20 protein-coding genes are annotated in these 20,662 nt (G+C 55.7%); 14 read left to right on the plus strand and 6 right to left on the minus strand.

What is annotated here, in order from left to right:
- Positions 1–6: 6 nt before the first annotated feature.
- Positions 7–1,443 carry a xylulokinase gene (xylB, locus tag AC2FIP_RS15005; protein ID WP_496787048.1) on the minus strand — a complete coding sequence of 479 codons (1,437 nt, stop codon included), beginning with the start codon at positions 1,441–1,443 and terminating at the stop codon, positions 7–9.
- 114 nt (positions 1,444–1,557) lie between these two features.
- On the opposite strand from xylB, the gene AC2FIP_RS15010 reads away from it, so the two are divergent.
- From AC2FIP_RS15010 to AC2FIP_RS15040, 7 genes are all read left to right on the plus strand, one after another.
- Positions 1,558–2,583 (plus strand): LacI family DNA-binding transcriptional regulator, encoded by a 1,026-nt coding sequence (locus AC2FIP_RS15010; RefSeq protein WP_142639537.1) that lies wholly within the window; start codon positions 1,558–1,560, stop codon positions 2,581–2,583.
- A gap of 95 nt (positions 2,584–2,678) precedes the next feature.
- Entirely contained in the window at positions 2,679–3,980 is a 1,302-nt protein-coding gene (locus AC2FIP_RS15015) for an ABC transporter substrate-binding protein (protein ID WP_271951885.1), read from the plus strand.
- Positions 3,981–4,087: 107 nt separating this feature from the next.
- The gene (locus tag AC2FIP_RS15020) at positions 4,088–4,954 is read left to right on the plus strand and encodes a carbohydrate ABC transporter permease (RefSeq protein ID WP_142639539.1); all 867 of its coding nucleotides are present in this window, start codon (positions 4,088–4,090) and stop codon (positions 4,952–4,954) included.
- Between the two features lie 12 nt (positions 4,955–4,966).
- Complete coding sequence (locus AC2FIP_RS15025; RefSeq protein ID WP_496787049.1) at positions 4,967–5,797, plus strand: carbohydrate ABC transporter permease; 831 nt, start codon at positions 4,967–4,969, stop codon at positions 5,795–5,797.
- Between the two features lie 12 nt (positions 5,798–5,809).
- The gene (locus tag AC2FIP_RS15030; protein WP_496709975.1) at positions 5,810–6,814 is read left to right on the plus strand and encodes an ABC transporter ATP-binding protein; all 1,005 of its coding nucleotides are present in this window, start codon (positions 5,810–5,812) and stop codon (positions 6,812–6,814) included.
- The gene (locus tag AC2FIP_RS15035; RefSeq protein ID WP_496709976.1) at positions 6,811–7,584 is read left to right on the plus strand and encodes an L-iditol 2-dehydrogenase; all 774 of its coding nucleotides are present in this window, start codon (positions 6,811–6,813) and stop codon (positions 7,582–7,584) included. Before AC2FIP_RS15030 ends, AC2FIP_RS15035 begins: the two co-directional genes overlap by 4 nt.
- Entirely contained in the window at positions 7,584–9,095 is a 1,512-nt protein-coding gene (locus AC2FIP_RS15040; RefSeq protein ID WP_496787051.1) for a mannitol dehydrogenase family protein, read from the plus strand. Before AC2FIP_RS15035 ends, AC2FIP_RS15040 begins: the two co-directional genes overlap by 1 nt.
- A gap of 471 nt (positions 9,096–9,566) precedes the next feature.
- On the opposite strand, the gene AC2FIP_RS15045 is transcribed toward AC2FIP_RS15040, so the two are convergent.
- Complete coding sequence (locus tag AC2FIP_RS15045; RefSeq protein WP_496787052.1) at positions 9,567–10,673, minus strand: alkene reductase; 1,107 nt, start codon at positions 10,671–10,673, stop codon at positions 9,567–9,569.
- Between the two features lie 122 nt (positions 10,674–10,795).
- A complete protein-coding gene (locus AC2FIP_RS15050; RefSeq protein ID WP_496787053.1) occupies positions 10,796–11,392 on the minus strand; it encodes a TetR/AcrR family transcriptional regulator in 597 nt (198 codons plus the stop codon).
- Positions 11,393–12,013: 621 nt separating this feature from the next.
- Between AC2FIP_RS15050 and AC2FIP_RS15055 the strand changes: the two genes are divergently transcribed.
- The 6 genes from AC2FIP_RS15055 to AC2FIP_RS15080 all read left to right on the plus strand — a co-directional run bounded on the left by AC2FIP_RS15055 (position 12,014) and on the right by AC2FIP_RS15080 (position 15,457).
- Positions 12,014–12,382 carry a hypothetical protein gene (locus tag AC2FIP_RS15055; protein WP_496697459.1) on the plus strand — a complete coding sequence of 123 codons (369 nt, stop codon included), beginning with the start codon at positions 12,014–12,016 and terminating at the stop codon, positions 12,380–12,382.
- 46 nt (positions 12,383–12,428) lie between these two features.
- Positions 12,429–12,866, plus strand: a complete 438-nt coding sequence (locus AC2FIP_RS15060; protein ID WP_496787055.1) for a DUF6512 family protein — start codon at positions 12,429–12,431, stop codon at positions 12,864–12,866.
- Positions 12,867–12,925: 59 nt separating this feature from the next.
- Positions 12,926–13,612 (plus strand): pyridoxal-phosphate dependent enzyme, encoded by a 687-nt coding sequence (locus AC2FIP_RS15065; protein ID WP_496787057.1) that lies wholly within the window; start codon positions 12,926–12,928, stop codon positions 13,610–13,612.
- On the plus strand, positions 13,573–13,965 hold the full coding sequence (locus tag AC2FIP_RS15070) for a hypothetical protein (RefSeq protein ID WP_496787058.1): 393 nt from the start codon (positions 13,573–13,575) through the stop codon (positions 13,963–13,965). The genes AC2FIP_RS15065 and AC2FIP_RS15070 overlap by 40 nt, the downstream gene beginning before the upstream one ends.
- A gap of 20 nt (positions 13,966–13,985) precedes the next feature.
- Positions 13,986–14,465, plus strand: coding sequence for a hypothetical protein (locus AC2FIP_RS15075; protein ID WP_496787060.1), 480 nt, complete (start codon positions 13,986–13,988; stop codon positions 14,463–14,465).
- A 632-nt stretch (positions 14,466–15,097) separates the two neighbouring features.
- Entirely contained in the window at positions 15,098–15,457 is a 360-nt protein-coding gene (locus tag AC2FIP_RS15080; protein WP_496787061.1) for a hypothetical protein, read from the plus strand.
- 344 nt (positions 15,458–15,801) lie between these two features.
- Here AC2FIP_RS15080 and gyrB read toward each other — a convergent pair whose 3' ends face one another.
- On the minus strand, positions 15,802–18,219 hold the full coding sequence (gyrB, locus tag AC2FIP_RS15085; protein ID WP_271950736.1) for a DNA topoisomerase (ATP-hydrolyzing) subunit B: 2,418 nt from the start codon (positions 18,217–18,219) through the stop codon (positions 15,802–15,804).
- A 101-nt stretch (positions 18,220–18,320) separates the two neighbouring features.
- The gene (locus AC2FIP_RS15090; protein ID WP_496787063.1) at positions 18,321–18,893 is read right to left on the minus strand and encodes a TetR/AcrR family transcriptional regulator; all 573 of its coding nucleotides are present in this window, start codon (positions 18,891–18,893) and stop codon (positions 18,321–18,323) included.
- 99 nt (positions 18,894–18,992) lie between these two features.
- On the opposite strand from AC2FIP_RS15090, the gene AC2FIP_RS15095 reads away from it, so the two are divergent.
- Positions 18,993–19,559, plus strand: a complete 567-nt coding sequence (locus tag AC2FIP_RS15095) for a carboxymuconolactone decarboxylase family protein (RefSeq protein ID WP_496787065.1) — start codon at positions 18,993–18,995, stop codon at positions 19,557–19,559.
- On the opposite strand, the gene recF is transcribed toward AC2FIP_RS15095, so the two are convergent.
- On the minus strand, positions 19,556–20,650 hold the full coding sequence (gene recF, locus AC2FIP_RS15100; protein WP_496697440.1) for a DNA replication/repair protein RecF: 1,095 nt from the start codon (positions 20,648–20,650) through the stop codon (positions 19,556–19,558). The genes AC2FIP_RS15095 and recF overlap by 4 nt on opposite strands.
- Positions 20,651–20,662 lie beyond the last annotated feature (12 nt).

Below are 20,662 nucleotides of genomic sequence, written 5' to 3' on the forward strand. Positions count from 1 at the left end.
GGGCGCTCAGTCCACGGCGCTTACGACTGTGTAAAGCCGCCGAAACCGCCCCAGGCGTTCAAATAACGCATACATTTCAACAGGCTCGAACCTGTTCGTCGTCGCAGGTTGCTCGGCCAGATCAGCTATGGTCAGCGCACCGTCAGCACAGGCCGCCAGCCGGGCGGCGCCATAGGCCGGGCCGGATTCCGCCCCCACTGATCGCACTATGGGCTTCTCGGTTACAGCTGAAATCAGACCCAGCAACAGATCAGATCGACTGCCCCCGCCAATCGCTGCAAGTTCTGGCAAACTGTCAATGGTGTCGCCAAAACTCTGTGCAGCATCAGCAAAACAAAAGGCGATTGCCTCGACCACCGAGCGGCAGATCTCGGCACGCGTTGTGGCGTCCTCAAGGCCAAAGAAACAGGCTCGGATATGCGGGTCCCCCAGGGGGCTGCGCTCACCTGTCAGGTAGGGCAGGAATATGGGCACACGATCACCGCTGACGGTTTCAGCAAGCCCGACAACCTCGGCAGCGGACAGCCCCAGCTGATCACCAATCCACGAAATGGGCCTTGCCCCGTTCAGCATCGCCGCCATTTGATACCAGCGGTCGGGCAATGTATGCGCAAACGCATGGACATAGCGTTCGGGGTTGGGCTTGTATTTACGATCCGCAACAAACAACTGACCAGATGTCCCCAACGAGATAAACCCACGTCCAGGTTCGGTTGCGCCCAATGACACCGCACCGGTTGCCGCATCCCCACCTCCGGCCACGACGGGCACGCCGGAGTTCAATCCGGTCTCAACTGCAGCCTGCGTTGTTACCGTGCCAACGACATTGTGGCCGTCGAACACCTGCGGCAGCCAGTCAACAGCGACATCCGTGGCTTCCGCCATTCCGGTATGCCAGCGGCGTGAAGCCTGATCGAGCCACATTGTTCCTGCGGCATCGGAAGTATCGGTTGCAAGCTCTCCATGTAGAAGTAGGCCGACATAATCCTTTGGCAGCAGGATATGGGAGAGTCGGGCATAATTGTGCGGTTCATGCCGTTTCAGCCAGGCAATCTTGGGCGCCGTAAAGCCGGGCAAGGGCAGGACGCCTGCGATGTGACCAACCTGCGGCTGTGCGGCGCGAATGTCGTCGCATTCGCGAACCGCGCGGCTGTCATTCCACAGAATTGCCGGACGGATGGGACGTTGATCGCGGTCCAGCAACACGGCCCCATGCATCTGCCCCGACAATCCGACCGCTTTCACATCCGACAGGGTGATTTCCCCTGCAAGCTGGCCCAGCGCATCACGCGTCGCCTGCCACCAAATCTCCGGGTTCTGCTCGGACCAGCCGGGCTGTGGCGACGATGTCCCGATCCCCACGGAAGAGGTCGCAAGAATTCGCCCCGCATCCGCGCAGACAAGTTTGACCGCTGACGTTCCGATGTCGATCCCAAGATACATTCACACCCCTTGCCTTGCATAATTCCGATATCACCGGCCAGGCTATTGATTTTTTTTGCGCGCGCAAAGAATATGTAAAACTATGATAAGATCAAGGCGGACGAACAGACTGGCATGACGAAGATCAGGAACATGGAAGAGTTTGCGGCCCTCAGCGGCATCTCTCGGCCCACAGTATCGAAATATTTCCAGGACCCAGACAGTGTTCGGCCCACGACACGGCTGCGTATCGAAGAGGCGCTTGAGCGGTTCGACTATCGCCCCAACATTTATGCGGTGAACCAAAACCGGAAACTGACCAAGAATATCGGCATCGTGGTCCCCTATCTTGCCGATCCGTTTTTTGCCGAAATTGCGCGCTATCTGGAACAAAGCTGTATTGCTGCGGGGTATCGCCCGTCCCTGTTTAGCTCGCATGGCGATCCCAAGCTGGAAAACGAAATTCTCGACGGCCTGAAATCCATGAAGCCCGCCGGAGTGCTGTTGGCACCTTTGGGGCGCACCTCGGATCGGACGGCGATCGAGAAATTCTGCGCCAATGTTCCAACAGTCCTGTTTGACAGCAATCTTGAAGGTTTGGGTGCAGCCTTTATTGGATCGGACAATTTCAGTTTTGTCTCGCAGACAGTCGAATACATGACCCGCACCGGCGAACCGCCTTCATTCTTCGAAATGCGCACCCCCGCCAACCCAAACGCCAACAAGCGACGGAAGGCCTATATCGAAGTGATGGAGCGCCTTGGGTTCGATCCTCATATCATCAAAGTCGACGGCAAGGGTTGGGCATTTGAGGAAATCGGTCACAGGGGGGCGCTGAAAGTTCTGTCAGATCGCGAGCTGAGGACGGACTCGGTCTTGTGCAGCAACGACCGTTTGGCCATCGGCTTTCTTGCTGCTTGCTATGAACAGGGGATTCGGGTCGGTCGCAAAGACGATTCTACGCTGCGCCTGGCCTCAAATGATGACCATCCTTTTGCAAAATTCACATGCCCATCCCTGACTACAGCAGCACATGATTATGACAACGTAGCCGGGCGCAGTGTGGAGACTTTGTTTGAACTCATTGAAAACGGGGGGAAATTTGACACTCGAACCGAGACTCTTTTCCCCGCAAGGTTGGTTTTAAGGGATTCCGCGTGACCTCATATTTTTAACGCGCGTAAAGTTTTTATTGACGGCGCGACAATTTTAAAACTACCCTCTCTGCACGACATCCAAGCTCAGGGAGGACAGGGATGTATCTCAAGAACGCACTTCGTGCGGCGACAGCAATGACTTTCGTCGCCACGGCAGCAGCCCAAGCGGATACCTTAACAATAGCGACCGTGAACAACGGCGACATGATCCGGATGCAGGGCTATACCGATAAATTCACCGAAGCGACCGGCATCGATGTCGAGTGGGTTACGTTGGAAGAAAACGTGCTGCGCCAGCGCGTGACAACGGATATCACGACCAAAGGTGGCCAATTCGACATCATGACCATCGGCATGTACGAGACGCCGATCTGGGGCGCGAACGGCTGGCTGGTACCCCTGGACGGGCTGTCGGATGAATACGACGTAGGTGACATCCTGCCCGCCATGTCAGGCGGCCTTAGCCATGATGGAACGCTCTACGCGGCTCCGTTCTACGGCGAAAGCTCGATGATCATGTATCGCACTGACCTGATGGAAAAAGCGGGTATGGAAATGCCGGACGCTCCGACTTGGGAGTTCATCCGCGAAGCGGCGGCTGCGATGACCGATCGCGACGCTGATATCAACGGTATTTGCCTGCGCGGCAAGGCCGGTTGGGGCGAAGGCGGTGCTTTCATCACAGCGATGTCCAATTCCTTTGGTGCGCGCTGGTTTGATGAAGATTGGAAGCCGCAGTTCGATCAGCCTGAATGGGCTGACACGTTGAACTTCTACGTGGGTATGATGAACGAGTCCGGCCCCGCAGGTTACGCCACTAACGGATTTAACGAAAACCTGTCGTTGTTCCAGCAGGGCAAATGCGGCATGTGGATCGACGCAACGGTTGCGGCCTCTTTCGTGACCAACCCGACCGACTCGACAGTCGCGGATAGCGTCGGCTTTGCACTTGCACCCGACACGGGGCTTGGCAAGCGCTCGAATTGGTTGTGGGCGTGGGCTCTGGCAATTCCGGCTGGTACGGAACAAGCAGACTCGGCCAAACAGTTCATCGAGTGGGCAACATCCAAAGACTACATCGAACTCGTAGCCGAAAACGAAGGCTGGGCCAACGTGCCTCCGGGCGCACGTACGTCGCTGTACGAAAATCCGGACTATCAGGCGGTTCCGTTCGCCAAGATGACGTTGGACTCGATCCTGTCGGCTGATCCGAACAATCCGACTGTAAAGCCAGTGCCTTACGTTGGTATTCAGTTTGCAGCGATCCCGGAATTCGCAGGTATTGCCACGCAGGTGAGCCAGGAGTTCTCAGCAGTTTATGCCGGGCAGCAGACAGTAGAAGAAGCTCTTGCCAAAGCGCAAGCCTTCACTGCCGAAGAAATGGAAGCCGCAGGCTACTAAGGCCTCCTTCCCAGCGGGTGGACAGAGGTCTGTCCCCCGCTTCACCCTTCCACAACTCGCGTTTTTCTCGCAGGCTGAGCTATGCCTGAACAGAGAGGTTTTGCGTCATGGCTACTCAACATTCCCGATCAGTTGCACGCCTGATGATGGCACCTGCAGTGATCCTGCTTCTTGGCTGGATGCTCGTGCCTCTGACGATGACGCTGTATTTTTCCTTCAAGAAATACCTGCCCCTGCGCGGCGGTGATCTGGGATGGGTCGGCTTGGACAACTACGTCCGGTTCGTCTCCTCAAGTTCCTTCTGGCCCGCGGTTCAGGCCACGCTGATGATCGTCGGCGGCGTGCTTGCCATCACGGTCGTTCTGGGCATCCTTCTGGCAATGCTGCTGGATCAGCCGATGTGGGGCCAAGGCGTTGTCCGCATCCTAGTGATCGCACCGTTCTTTGTGATGCCGACCGTTTCCGCATTGGTCTGGAAGAACATGTTCATGGACCCGGTCAATGGCCTGCTGGCCCATTTGTGGCGCTTTTTCGGGGCTGAGCCAGTTTCCTGGCTATCCGAGGCGTCGATGACGTCAATCATCATGATCGTATCGTGGCAATGGCTGCCGTTTGCGACGCTGATCCTGCTGACCGCGATCCAGTCGCTGGACAGTGAACAGTTGGAGGCCGCGGAAATGGACGGCGCGCCACCGCTCAAGCGCTTTTACCATATCATCCTGCCGCATCTAAGCCGCGCGATCACCATCGTGATCCTGATCCAGACCATTTTCCTGCTGTCGATCTTCGCCGAAATCTTCGTGACCACCGGCGGCGCCTTCGGCACCCGTACACTCACCTACCTGATCTTCCAGCGCGTGCTAGAGGGCCAGAACGTCGGCCTTGGATCAGCCGGAGGTGTCTATGCAATCATCCTTGCCAATATCGTTGCGATCTTCCTGATGCGCATCGTCGGCAAGAACCTGGACGCGTGAGGAGGTAACGATATGAGCCGCTCAGTTACACCCCGTCGCAAGTCGCTTAACACCGCCCTGGCATGGGCCGTTGGGCTGCTGATCTTTTTCCCGATCCTCTGGACCATCCTGACCAGCTTCAAGACCGAAGCACAGGCCATCGCCAGCCCGCCGCTGTTTCTGAACTTTGACTGGACGCTGGAAAACTATGCCATCGTTCAGGAACGCTCGGACTATATGCGGTTCCTGTGGAATTCGGTCATCATCGCAGGTGGTTCGACCATTTTGGGCGTGATCATCGCGGTGCCAGCCGCCTGGGCGATGGCCTTTGTGCCATCGAAACGCACCAAGGACATCCTGCTGTGGATGCTGTCCACCAAGATGCTGCCTGCGGTCGGCGTTCTGTACCCGATCTACCTGCTGTTCATCCGGCTTGGGCTTTTGGACAGCCGCGCGGGTCTGGTTTTGGTTCTGATGCTGATCAACCTGCCGATCATTGTCTGGATGCTGTACACCTACTTCCGCGAAATTCCAGGAGAAATTCTGGAAGCCGCCCGCATGGACGGGGCAACACTGAAGGAAGAAATCCTTTACGTGCTGACGCCGATGGCGGTGCCCGGGATCGCCTCGACCATCCTGTTGAACTTTATCCTCGCCTGGAACGAGGCGTTCTGGACCCTCAACCTGACCGCGGTTGACGCGGCACCGCTGACGGCCTTCATCGCCAGCTATTCCAGCCCCGAGGGCCTGTTCTTTGCCAAGCTCAGCGCGGCATCGACCATGGCAATCGCACCAATCCTGATCCTTGGCTGGTTCAGCCAGAAACAACTTGTCCGCGGCCTGACCTTCGGCGCCGTGAAATAAGGAAAACTCCGCATGGGACGCATTCAACTCAAATCCGTGACCAAGAAATTTGGCGACGTTGAAGTCATTCCGCCGCTGGATCTGACCATTCAAGATGGCGAATTCACAGTCTTCGTCGGCCCCTCGGGCTGTGGCAAGTCCACCTTGTTGCGGCTGATTGCCGGGCTCGAGGACATCACCTCGGGCAATATCGACATTGACGGGGCGGATGCCACCGATGTGCCGCCCGCAAAGCGCGGTCTGGCGATGGTGTTCCAGTCCTACGCGCTGTACCCGCATATGACGGTGCGCAAGAACATCGCGTTCCCGCTACGCATGGCCAAGCTGGACCAGGCCGAGATTGACCGCCGCGTAGAAGGCGCTGCTGATGTTCTGAACCTGACCGATTACCTGGATCGCAGACCGGGCCAACTGTCCGGCGGTCAACGCCAGCGCGTTGCCATTGGCCGCGCCATCGTACGTGAGCCTGCGGCGTTTCTGTTTGACGAGCCACTCTCGAACCTCGACGCCGCCTTGCGCGTTGGAATGCGGCTCGAAATCAGCGAGCTGCATAAGCGTCTTGCAACCACGATGATCTATGTGACCCACGACCAGGTCGAGGCGATGACGATGGCCGACAAGATCGTCGTGCTGCAGGCCGGTGTGATCGAACAGGTGGGCAGCCCGCTCGAGCTGTATAAGACTCCGCGAAACCTGTTTGTCGCGGGCTTTATCGGCTCACCCAAAATGAACTTCATTTCGGGTGAAGAGGCCGCGAAACATGACGCCCATACGATCGGGGTCCGCCCCGAGCATCTGGAGGTATCCGACAGTTCCGGCACCTGGTCCGGGGTGGTTGGGGTTTCCGAACATCTGGGCTCGGACACGTTCTTCCACATTCACGAAACCGGCCTTGCGGACACGATCACCGTACGAGCGGGGGGTGAAGTTGGCTTCAACCACGGCGACCGTATCTATCTGACGCCACGCGCGGATGTGATCCATCGGTTTGACGCAAAGGGCCTGCGGATCGAATGACACGTCTGGTCGGTAAAACCGCCCTGATTACCGGGGCCGCGCGTGGCATCGGACTGGCTTTTGCCAAAGCCTATGTTGCCGAAGGGGCCCGTGTCGCGCTAGCCGACATTGACGGCGCGCGCGTGCAAGCCGCGGCCGCCGAAATCGGTGAGGCCGCTTTGGCTATCGAGATGGATGTGACCAACCAGCAGAGCATCGATGCAGCGGTGGCAAAGACGGCTTCACATTTCGGTCCCATCGACATTCTGATCAATAACGCCGCCATCTTTACTGCAGCACCAATCGTTGAAATCGAGCGTGCCGACTACAACCGAGTTTTCGACATCAACGTCTCAGGCGCCTTGTTCACGATGCAGGCCGTCGCGCGCCATATGGTCAAACACGGGACCAAAGGCCGGATCATCAACATGGCATCGCAAGCCGGACGACGGGGCGAGCCTCTGGTCGCCGTCTATTGCGCAAGCAAAGCCGCTATCATTTCGCTTACCCAATCTGCAGGGCTGAACCTGATCCAACACGGCATCAACGTAAATGCCATTGCTCCGGGGGTTGTCGATGGCGAACACTGGGATGGTGTGGACGCCTTTTTTGCAAAGCATGAGGGCAAAGAGCCCGGGCAGAAGAAACGCGAGGTAGCCGCAGCGGTGCCGCACGGTCGGATGGGCCGTGCCGAGGACCTGACCGGAATGGCCGTGTTTCTGGCCTCAGACGAGGCGCAGTATATCGTCGCGCAAACCTATAATGTCGACGGCGGGAACTGGATGAGCTGATGGATCCTCTGGCAAACGCAAATACCCCGGTGCGGCTGCGGCGCGACAGCCTTGCAGATATGCCTGCGACTGTCAGGACACCGAATTACCTGCCCACAGACCTGAAACCCGGCATCGTCCATATCGGGCTGGGCAATTTTCACCGCGCGCATCAGGCCTGGTATATCCACCAGTTGATGCAACAGGGCCAAGCACTGGACTGGGCGATCATCGGGGCCGGTGTCCGCAGCTATGATGCCGAAATGCGAGAGAGGTTGCTGGCGCAGGACTGTCTGACAACACTGATCGAGCTGGACCCAAAGGGAATATCCGCCGAAATTGTCGGAGCCATGATCGACTACCTCCCAATCGAAGAGGGCAATGCGACGCTGATCCGGCAGATGGCCGATCCGTCCATCCGGATTGTGTCGCTTACAGTGACCGAGGGCGGCTATTTTCTGGACGCCAATACCGGCGCGTTCAACGCCGATCACGAAGACATTCGATACGATGCCGCCCATCCAGACCAGCCGCGAACCGCGTTTGGCGCCATTGTTGCAGCTCTTCGACAGCGCAAGAAGGAGGGTTTGAAACCCTTTACCACACTCAGCTGCGACAACCTTCAGGGCAACGGGGTGATCCTGCGAAACTGCATTGTTGGTTTGGCGCGTATGTCTGACCCGAATCTAGCCACATGGATCGACCAATATGGCGCATTTCCCAATTCGATGGTGGATTGCATTGTACCCGCTACGACAGAGCAGGTTGTTTCGCAATGCCACGGACTTGGAATCGATGACCGCGTCCCTGTCTCACATGAAAACTTTCGCCAATGGGTGATCGAGGACAATTTTTGCGCAGGGCGTCCGCCGCTCGAACAAGTCGGTGTCACACTGACCCACGATGTTCATAGCTATGAGACGATGAAACTGCGTATTTTGAACGGCGGTCATCAGCTGCTTGCGAATGTCGGAGAAATCCTGAACGTCCCGACGATTTCACGATGCATGCAGGACTCTGATATCCTGGCGTTTTTCGCTAAAGTTCAGGCAGAAGAAATCCTCCCGCATGTCGCTGCTGTCCCCGGCGCTAAACCAAGTGAATATCTTGATCTGGTCGAAAAGCGATTTGCAAACACCGCCATCCATGACACCACGCGCCGCGTCGCGTTTGACGGATCCTCACGGCATCCCGGTTTCTTGCTGCCTTCGCTGCGTGACGCGGTTGCCTCGGACCCTGCCCCCAGCGGGCTGGCCCTGGCCGAGGCATTCTGGTGCCGGATGTGTGCAGGCAGGCGCGAGGATGGGTCTGAAATTGCGCCAAACGACCCCCATTGGGACGCTCTTCAGCACATCGCGCTGGCGTCCAGAGATGACCCGAAACTGTGGATCGAGCAGGATCAGTATTACGGCGAGATTGGCCGAGATATCCGCTTTGGTCAGGCCTTTTCTTTTTGGCTGACCAAGATCTGGAGACATGGCAGCCGCGCTGCGATAGCAGACTACGTCGCGCAGACCTCCGCGTCAGAGTAACCGGTCAACACACATGGAGATCAGTCGCGGGCCAAAACCGCGCAGTTCCGTGACGTATCACGTGCAAACGCGGCGCAGGGGTTCTGACACTGCAAATTGGCGCGCACCCATAAAAATTGTAGGTGTTCTCATAACGCTGCATCGGCGCCATTGATTTTACTCACGAAAATTGAAGACTTTTGCGCATAAATTTGCGCGATTTGCCCATAACATTGCGCGGTTCGAGAAACGCGCTCAATTGATGGTAGTCACCACACATCCTCTTCAACTAAAACCGGGCGTTTCTCAATCAAGAGTAAATTCTTACTGGAAATATTCGGCCCGGATCATAGGGAAGCAGTTCTTTCGAGGGCTTGTGATAGATCCTCGCTTCGAGAATGGATATTCCCGTAATTGCCAAGTGAGCGCGTCCAAACCGACGCGCTCACTTTGCTTGGTATTGCTTGTCACTACGGAGTTAAGAGCGATGTATCACTCTGCGGCAACAGCTTCCTCTTCCAGTGCCGGGTAGTCGGTGTACCCTTTTTCATTGCCGCCGTAGAGCGTGGTTGGATCGAGCTCATTCAGAGCGGCGCCTTTCTCCAACCGGTTGACAAGATCAGGGTTGGAAATAAACGGCCGGCCAAAGGCCACCAGATCGACGGCTCCGGTTTCAATCGCTTCAATCGCCATGTCTCGGTCATAAGCGTTGTTGCCCATTTTCGCACCGTCAAACAGATCATAGAGCATCTTCAGATCGCCACCTTCCGGAATATCGCGGGGGCCGCCGGTCTGTCCCTCCACAAGATGGAGATAGGCCAGCCCATAGCCATTCAGCAATTTGACCGCATGAGTGAATGTCGCCTGCGGGTCGCTGTCGGAGATGTTGTTGGCCTCCGAGAACGGGCTTAGGCGGACACCAACACGGTCGGCGCCCCACACGTCAACAACTACGTCCATGACCTCTTTCAGAAACCGTGCTCTGTTCTCGACAGGACCGCCGTATTCGTCTTCACGCTTGTTGGACTCGTCCCTCAGGAACTGATCGATAAGGTATCCGTTGGCTGCATGGACCTCGACACCGTCGAAACCGGCCTCCTTGGCGTTTTCTGCGGCCCTCCGGTAGTCGGCAACGATGCCAGCAATTTCTTCGACGGCCAGAGCCCGCGGCTCAGATGTTTCGACGAACTGCTCACCATCAAAGGTCTTGGCCTTAGCGCCGATCGCAGATGGCGCAACAGGGGCACCGCCATCCGGCTGTAAGCTGGTATGCGAAATCCGGCCCACATGCCAAAGCTGGATCACGATCTTGCCGCCCTCAGCATGGACGGCCTCAGTCACTTTTCTCCAGCCGTCGATCTGTGCTTCGGAATAAATGCCAGGTGTCCAGGCATAGCCTTTGCCTTGGGGCGAGATTTGCGAAGCTTCCGTGATGATCAATCCAGCACCCGCCCGTTGCACGTAGTACTTGGCCTGCAATTCATGGACGCTGTCATCTTCGGCTCTTGCCCGGTTGCGGGTCAGTGGCGCCATGACAACGCGGTTTTTCAGCTCGATTGCACCAGCTTTGATGCCGGAGAACAGTTTTTCATCAGCCATTGCTGCTTCCTTCTTTGGTAAACTTCGTTCAGAAATTATTGGACCAATTAGTCCAATATTAGGGTCACTGTCTCTTGTTTGATTTTGTGTTACGTTTCATGCCCTTATTTTTAGAGGAGGCCTTATGGCGAAATCACCAACCGGGCTTGTTTCAGGGTTTGTGAGATCTGATCCGCGGGAACACCCGCCTTGCGCAAGGCTAGTGTGCCGATTGCAAGGGAGGCAAAAGCACGCGCCTTGTCGAGTGCTCGTCCCGGGTCCGAAGGCTCAAGCGCTCTCGCAATAATCTCGTCAATACTCTCCAAATGGTGCCGTCCGAGAGCCGCCACTTCATCATCCTGCGGAGCAAGTTCCGTCAGGCAGTTGATAAGCATGCAGCCGTCACGACCTCCTTGCGGGTTCGCCAAAGCTTCCATTATCGCACCAACGGGATCATCCCCGCCCGCGTCCGCGACGTCGCGCAGAGTATTCAAACCACGCCTTGAATAGTGGCTGAGGGCTTTGTGAAATAAAGTCTGCTTGTTGACGAACGTTCCATAGAAGCTGGAACGGCTCAAACCCATGGCCTTGGTCAGATCGTCCACGGACGCGGTCTCGTAGCCCTTGTGCCAGAATACGCACAAGGCTTTTTCCAAAGCCTCAGCTTCGTCAAAGGTACGAGGTCTACCTGGACCTGCGGATGATTTGATGTCGCCAACTGGGAGAGTTTTTTTGCTCATGCGCATGATTTGGAATGATTGGTCCAGAAATTCAAGGTGGCGGTAAGAAATTTTTGGAATGGTCAGTCCGTATTGTGAGCAGAGAAAGGAAATTAGGTCCCGGGAAATGCATAACCTCCCCGCCGTGTTTGGTGTCACGCTAATCTTAGGATCAGGACTGTTTGTCTTTTTGCGGGAGTGTCAGACGAAGAGGATCGTGATCGTAGAAAAGAAAGTTCACCCTCGGTACTCGTTTCCAACACTGGACAGAGTGACTGGCGGCTTTGTCCAATACGTAGATGTTGATCACTCACAAACCAGAGATTGGTTCGGCAGATCCATGGCCAATGCCCTCAACTTGTGAGGATTACTACCCCAATGAGTAACAAAGCCACGAATTCAGAACTGGTTTTACGAGCATACGAACGGCGAGCCATTGTAAGCAAACCAACAATAATTTCAGCGCGCTAGATTAAAAAAACGAGGTTAGCTGAAGTTTAATTCGCCCAATGTGAACTTCTTAACTTTGGCTAGAACGATTTCTTGTCAGTATCGTTTCATGAGTTGTTAGTGAGTTCGGTGAGTAAGTAGATGTATTTGCATAGTTTCGAGGGACATTGTAGCGCAATCGATGACATCCGGATGGATGATTTTGCGCTTGAGTATCCGTTGTTGGACGATGCCGGCGTGCACGCACAATGGCAAAAGGGCTCCAGGCAGATCACGCGAATAGCCGATATCTGGACAAGAACCGGGAAGGTACTTTCTTTGCCTTACAAAGGGGCGAACGCCTATCCATCTTTCCAGTTTGCTGAGGATGGAACCCCGCTTCCTTTGATGGAAAAAGTGTTGAAAGCCCTGCCACGAGAAATGACGCCGTGGCAATGCGCATTCTGGTTAACCTCACCCAAATCAGAACTCCGAGGGGAAAGTCCGGCAAATCGCATTCAGACCGGCGATGACTGCATAGTCGATATCGCAGGCGAAGCTGGTGGTCTGATGGCAGCTTAGTGTTAGCTTCTGGTCACTCATACATCGTACAGCATCTGGCAAATTCGTGTCTCCCCTGCTTTTTCTGCCTCCGGCAAGAATAGCGAGATCAGGGAAATCACCCCAACTTACAAGAAGGGACGTATTTAGTGCTAAGGGATTTAGCCTCGCAATTACTGCTATTTCGATTGTGACAGTATCCACGGCATACACAGCGATACTTGAGCGCAACTTTTTGGTTTTTGATATTGGACTATTTGTTGCAGCAATTTGCATCGGCCAGATCGTGTCAATTCTGATGTTTGATTATGAAGATCGAATTCGTGAACTCATCCATGTATTCGGCCTGGTTCTCCTTGGGGGTCAAGTCGTCGCCTATAGTACCTTAACATTTTTCCCTCTTAATCATTGGCTGTTCATAGAAGCACGTTCTGGCACGGTAGGCATTCCTGCCCATTACATGGACAGTCGGACCAATTGGTGGCGCATGCTTGCATCCCCATGAATTTTGGAGGTGGTTTTCCCGAGCTTGACGGGCGCTAAGCTGGGCGATTGAGTAGAGGCATGGATCATTGGATTTCGGAGTCGATAGCTAAGATAAATGCAGATGCTCACCGCTCTGCCGATACGCACCTTTTCAAGCTACCCGTTCGGGCGCTGAAGGGCGTAGACATCTATCTGAAGGATGAAAGCACCCATCCCACTGGCAGCCTCAAGCACAGGCTGGCGCGCTCGCTATTTGTTTATGCGCTGGTAAACGGGAAGATAAGGGAAGGGACACGTGTAATCGAAGCCTCGTCTGGCAGCACTGCCGTTTCAGAAGCTTACTTCGCCCGTATGATCGGAGTACCTTTTACCGCGGTTCTCCCAAAATCTACCGCCAAGAGTAAAATCGACCTAATCCGATTCCAAGGTGGGGAAATCCACTTCGTCGATGCGGCGCCAGACATGCACCAGGCCTCGGTTGAACTGGCAGCTGAAGTCGGTGGCTACTTCATGGATCAGTTCACGTACGCCGAGCGGGCGACGGATTGGCGAGGCAACAACAACATTGCAGAAAGTCTTTTTCGTCAGATGGAACGAGAGCCACATCCAATTCCATCGGTGATTGTGATGAGCGCGGGCACTGGCGGAACTCCGGCAACGCTGGAGCGGAACATTCGCTACAAAGGCTTTAACAGTGAATTGGTTGTTGGGATCCCGAAAACTCGGTGTTTTTTGATAGTTTTCGAACCGGGAACAGGACCCTGACCCGCTCCTGTTCAAGTCGTATCGAAGGTATCGGACGTCCCAGGGTAGAGAAGTCATTCCTGGCAGATGTAATCGACCGTATGATCCAAGTGCCCGATGCGGCAAGCATTGCGACAATGCTCTGGCTTGAAGATCGGATCAGGCGGCGGGCAGGTCCATCGACAGGCACAAACCTTTGGGGGGCTTTGCAAATTGCGCAAGAGATGAAGGCTGCCGGACGATCTGGCTCCATTGTCACTATTCTGTGTGACGACGGAAACCGTTATCTCGACACCTACTACGATCCGGAATGGGTGATGGAAAACTTCGGCGAAACCGCCTCTTACGAAGCTACTTTGGCGGGATATCACTAAATTCAAACGAAGAGGGCAGCATGAAAAGGGTGAAATTTGTGTTTGCAGCGCCTCTGGCATCAATGATCGCCGTGGTGTTTTGCGCCACAACAGTTTTGGCCACCTCTCAGGAAGCACAACGGATGATCGAAAGCGCGGCTGCTGATTGCAAAGACTTTGAGAATGGAGAGTTTGATCAGGGTGACGCTATGACCGAGATCGAGCTGCGCTCCCAGTTTGGCACGGTTAAGGCTGAACTCGTAGATGAAAGCCAGTATTCCTGCTCTTCTGCTGCCTCTATGTACTGCGGAACAGGGGGTTGCATGCTCAATCTTATCGTCGACGGTGAGACCATGTCATGGCAGGCAACGGGTTGGCGTCTTATTGATTGGGGGCCTGACCGTATACTGCTTATTGGAAGAGACGGTGGTTGGTGCGGAGGCGCAGGAGCCGAAGTTTGTTACGAGGCTCTAGTTTGGAGCAATGGGAAGCTTTTAACCGTTGGTTCGTCGCCAGATTAAGCTCGCGCAGCGCTACCGGTTGCTGTACGCCCCCGGCCTAATGGGCCAGAACTTTTGGATCGAGCTTGATCTGTTCGACGGCGATTTCCTAAATTTTCGACTTATAACCAAAACAAAACCTTTGCCGCGAGGGCGATGGCAGACAAGAAGATAATAGAGTACCTGTCATCACGCGTCGCGACCCTGCACCACTCTTTCAGCCGTCCAAACATGTTCTCAATCTTGTGACGGATTCGATAAATCTTGGCATCATATGGTGTAATATCTTTGCGGTTCTGTTCCGTTTCTCGGGAATTGCAATACCCGCTTCGGTCCGCAAGCAGCCAGTGATGCTCACCGAACAGAACGGCAGCACCGAGCCCAAGGCAACCAATGCTGAGTCTTGGTTAGATGTCCGCTTCAGAGGCCGTTGAGGACAGGAAGATTAGATCCGCCCCCGTAGTTACTCCGAGTTGACAGTCGAAATTTCCTTCACGAAAAGTTTGCCGTCGAGCGGCTGAGGAGCGACGCCCTAGGTTGCATTTCGTACAAAGCTCGATACCTTAGAACATGGGTCACGTTTCAATTCGCACATCTTTGTGAACGCCGGGGACGCAACCGGGACCGCGTTTTCAAAAAGGAACGTTCTTGAGATGATCAATTCAAACAATCTATTGGTGGCCACATTCACATTTGTTGTGGCCATCGTCGCAGCAAATTCATCATCCGCCAGAGATCGTAATCTTGGAGGTCAGGTTGTTAGTAACAAGGGCCCTACTTGGACCGATCGCGAGGCGCGTGGAGGCGAACGCAGCATCAGCCCCAATGTCACGGCTCCCTATGCCAAGGAAATCTCAGCAGGTAGTTATATCTCGGCTTTTGGCATGGCCTCCGCGGGGGTACAAAAGATCAAACAGTCGCAAGATAATCCCACCCAAATACCCATCGGCATTGGCGGTGGTCCAGTCACTAAAGCTGCCCGCATCGCCAAGTTCCGAGGTGAACTGCGATAGCCAATTGCCGCTATTCACCACGGGATTGTAGAAACCGAAACACGTGATCCCCGGTGATCGACTCGTCTGTTGTTGATCATGGCGGCCACCCGAAAACGACCATTCAATAGGCAGAGGACAACGTCTCTTTTGTCCGCAACTCGGAAACTACAAAGACTAGTTTTGGATGTCCGCTTCGGGCTGGGAGCGGCTATCCGTAAATCTTCCCCAGTACTACGACTATGCTGCGAAACCAGCCAAGAATGAGACCCGAAGATATCGAACCTCAAACCAAAAAAGTTGAAGGTTAATGCGCCCAGAGTTTTGGGCCAAAAATGCAAATCTTTGGGCGCACATACAAAAATTCAGAAGTCCAGATTTTCGACGCTCAGAGCATTTTTCTGTATGAATTCACGGCGCGGTTCCACGACATCACCCATCAATTTAGTAAACAGGTCATCAGCTTCGAGCATATCATTCACCCGTACCTGCAACAGCGTCCTTGCATCCGGGTCCAACGTGGTTTCCCACAACTGATCTGGGTTCATCTCGCCCAGTCCCTTATAGCGCTGCAGGGACAAGCCCTTTTCACCCTCTTCCAGAATGGCACGCAACAGGTCCAGCGGACCGTGGATGGCCTGCGACCGGTCGCGGCGGATCAGGGTTGCGGATGTGTTATAGATCTCCTGCAGGCTTTGGGTAAAGCTGCCGGTCTTGCGCGCTTCGCCCGAGCGCAGCATTGGGCCGTCCAGCGTACGCACCTCTTCAACGCCGCGCAAGATACGAGCCAGGCGGATGCCGTGATCCTGCGTGATCCGACCCTGCCAGCCACGTTCGTATTCCAATGCAATCAGGTCAAGACGGGCTGCGACCTTGTCGGCCACGCCTTGCAGATCGGCATCAACCGCACCGGGGACAAAGGCACCGGCCACGGCGGCCTGTTCCAGAATGTGGCGCGGATAGTGCGTCGGGAATGCATCCAGAACGCGTTTCAGCTGGCGCGCTTCGTCAACCACGCGCGCCAAGTCCTGGCCGGTCAATTCCTCGCCCGAACCCAGTTTCAGCACCGCACCCTCGACGCCCTGATTGATCAGGTAGTCATCCAGTGCCGCCTGATCTTTCAGATACACCTCGGACTTACCGCGTGCGACCTTATAAAGCGGCGGCTGCGCGATATACAGGTATCCGCCCTCGATCAGCTCTGGCATCTGCCGGAAGAAGAAGGTCAACAACAGCGTCCGGATATGTGCGCCATCCACATCCGCATCCGTCATGATAACGATCTTGTGGTAGCGCAGCTTTTCGATATTGAACTCATCGCGGCCAATGCCCGTGCCCAGCGCCATTACCAGATTACCGATTTCCTGGCTCGACAGCATCCGGTCGAACCGTGCACGCTCCACGTTCAGGATTTTTCCACGCAGCGGCAACACGGCCTGTGTCAAACGATCCCGACCCGTCTGAGCCGAGCCACCAGCCGAGTCCCCCTCGACCAGGAAAACTTCGGTCTTCGACGGGTCCTTCTCGGAACAATCCTTCAGCTTGCCGGCCAGATAGTTCACATCCATCGCCGTTTTGCGGCGGGTCAGTTCACGGGCTTTTCGTGCGGCTTCACGGGCCAGAGCAGCCTCGATGATTTTGCCCACGATGATTTTGGCTTCATTTGGGTTTTCTTCAAACCATTCAGCCAGCTTCTCGTTCACCATTCCTTCGACCGCCGGGCGGACCTCGGAACTGACCAGCTTGTCTTTGGTCTGTGAGGAAAACTTTGGATCCGGTACTTTGACCGACAACACGCAGGTCAGGCCCTCGCGCGCGTCATCGCCCGTAAAGCTGACCTTTTCCCTTTTCGCAATGCCGCTAGATTGTGCATAGTTGTTGATCGTGCGGGTCAGCGCACCCCGGAAACCAGCAATATGAGTACCGCCATCGCGCTGAGGGATGTTGTTGGTAAAGGGAAGAACCGACTCGTGATAGCTGTCATTCCACCACATCGCGATTTCGACACCGATATCGTCCCGCTCACCTTTGATATAGATCGGCTCGGGCATGGCAGACGACTTTGACCGGTCGAGGTATTTGACGAATTCCTTCACGCCGCCCTCATAAAACAGCTCAGTTTCCAGCCGTTCTGCGGGGCGTTCGTCGACCAGGATGATCCGCACACCCGAATTCAGGAAGGCAAGCTCGCGCAGGCGCTTTTCCAGCGTTTCGAACGAGTATTCGAGGTTCGAGAACGTATCAGTCGAGGCCAGAAAGCGCACCTCGGTCCCCGTACGGTCACCACATTCGCCGACCACTTTCAGATGCTCGACGGTTTCGCCCCCTTCGAACCGGGCAACATGTTCTTTGCCCTTGCGCCAGACGCGCAGTTCCAACCAGTTGGACAGCGCATTCACAACCGAAACGCCCACGCCGTGCAGACCACCAGACACTTTGTACGAGTTGCTGTCGAACTTACCGCCCGCATGCAGCTGAGTCATGATGACCTCGGCGGCGGACACGCCTTCTTCGGGATGGATATCCACCGGAATCCCGCGACCGTTGTCGCTGACTGAGACGCTGGAATCGGCGTGAATTTTCACTGTCACATGGTCGGCATGACCGGCCAGAGCTTCGTCAATTCCGTTGTCGACAACCTCATACACCATATGGTGCAGACCCGAGCCATCATCGGTGTCGCCGATATACATGCCTGGGCGCTTTCGAACTGCCTCTAAGCCTTTAAGAACCTTGATTGAATCCGCGCCGTATTCTTGCGGTGCCTGTGCGTCTTCGGACATGCCGTTAGTACCTATATTATTTTGGTAACTTATACGTTCTCTGGTGGGGAATGTCACGCGATCCCCCAATATTTTGTGCCAGAGTTTGGATTTTCAGCCGATCAAAGCTGATCGAGGTCTGCGGCGATATCTGCGGCGATTTCCTTGGCGTCGACGTCTCTGCGTTCAGCGGACAATCGCAGGCCCAACAGGTCGGATTGATAGCGCGCCGCAAGCCGCTCTGGATCGTGGTCAGGACCGATCTCTCGGGCCTGTTGCGCCTGCCTAAACAGCGTTGCAAAACATTGCTTCATCTCAGCCATATGCCGGCTGGCTTTCTGCGCTAGCTGGTGATCCCTTGCCTGCAATTCGGCAAAGGTCTTGGCGAGCATACAGGCCTGCACCGGCGTTTGGCTGGAATCGATCACAATCTGCGGCTGCGTCTTTAACGCGGCCAGTGGCCCGATGTCTTCTGCCAGCGCTGTCAGCCGCGCTACACCGTCCTGCGTGTAACGTTCCAGCGCCAGCGCATAAAGCGCGTCTTTCGACCCAAAGGCCGCATAGAAACTGCCCGGTTTCAACTTCAGCTCGCGCTCCAGATCTTTCAACGACGTCCCAGCCCAGCCGTAGCGCCAGAATATGTCGCGGGCCCGGGCGACCAGCGCGTCTCGGTCATAGGTAGGTTTGCGGGGCATCGACATCACCAATTCTTGAACGGTCACTCAAATATATACTTGAGTGATCGCTCAAGAAAGACTATTTCCTACTCAGACATCAAAAAATGGAGCATCCACATGGCCGATTTCCCATCCCACGACCTGACCACCGCCCCCGAAGGGTCCAAACCTCTGTTGGAAAAATCTCAGGCCGCGTTTGGCCGCTTGCCCGGCCTGCATATGGTGATGGCCGAAAGCCCACAGCATCTGGAAGGCTACCAGGTTCTACATGGCCTCTTCATGCAGACTGATTTCGACAATGACGAAAAAACCGTCGTCTGGCAGACCATCAATGTGGAAAACGAGTGCCACTATTGCGTGCCCGCCCATACCGGCATCGCCAAGATGATGAAGGTGTCGGATGACATCACCGAGGCACTGCGCAACGAAACCGCGCTGCCCAATGCCAAGCTTGAGGCGCTGCGGACATTTACGCTACAGATGATGCAGACCCGTGGCAATCCCACCGAGGCGCAGCTGCAAGCCTTCTTTGACGCCGGGTATTCGCACCGTGCCGTGTTGGATGTGGTGCTGGGCCTGGCGCAAAAAACCATGTCGAACTACGTCAATCACATGGCACAAACCCCAGTTGACGAAGTAATGCGCGGCTTCTTGTGGGAACGTAAGGTCAGCGAACCGGCCTAATCGACGATCGAGCCCTCATCACCTTCGGTGACAACCAAGGTCTGGGCCCGGTCCCCCAATTCTGCAAACAGTTCAGGCCCGGTCCCCGTCATCCAGGCCTGAGCCCCCAACGCGCAAATCTCTTCATAAAGCGCGGCGCGGCGCCCGGCATCCAGATGGGCGGCAACCTCATCCAGCAACACAATCGGCGGCGCCCCGACCAACCCGGCCAGTGCCCGCGCGTTGGACAGGATCAGGGACACAAGCAGCGCCTTTTGCTCACCGGTTGAACAATCTTTGGCCGGAACGCCTTTGGCGGCAAAGACGCCATACAGATCCGACCGGTGCGGCCCGACCAGCGTCCGCCCCGCCGCAAGATCGCGAAAGCGGCTTTCATTCAACGCTTCGCACAGGTCCTCCGCCGTTTCCGGCATGGCGCCTTCGGTTTGAACCAGTTCAAGATCAGCCGACGGAAAGGCCGTTTCAGCCTGGTCCTGTGCAGCACGCAGATGATTCAGCGCGGCCACTCGTGCCAAATGAATACGATGCCCAGTCTCGGCCATCTGCCCTTCCAGCGCCGCGTACCAATGGGCATCACGCACCTGCTCTTTCAGCAGCCGGTTTCGTTCGCGCATGGATTTTTCATAAATCAGGGATGCTTCGGCATGGGAGGGATCAAAGCTCAGCGCGATGCGATCGAGAAATCGCCGCCGCCCCTCGGCGCCTTCAATCCACAGCCGGTCCATCGACGGGATCAGCCAGACGACCCGCGCCAGTTTACCCAGATCAATCTGACTGGCGGATTTGCCATCAATCCGAACCTGCCGCGCCGTGCCGCCTTCGGACCATGTCTCGATCTCGTAATGCTGTCCCTGCGCTTGCAGCAGACCGGATAGCTTCCAGCCCAGCGCCTCGGGCCGCCGCGTCATCTCGGCAGCACTGGCCCGCCGCATGCCACGGCCGGGTGAAAACATCGAAACAGCTTCAAGGATATTGGTCTTACCCGCGCCGTTGGGTCCGTGAATGGCAACCGGACGGCCATCCAGCGACAAACGCGCCAGTTTGTGAGAGCGAAAATGCGAGACCGTCAGTTCGGTCAGGGCCAAGGTCATGACCCCTCTCTT

This window comes from Ruegeria sp. CDSB114 (genome assembly GCF_059611025.1).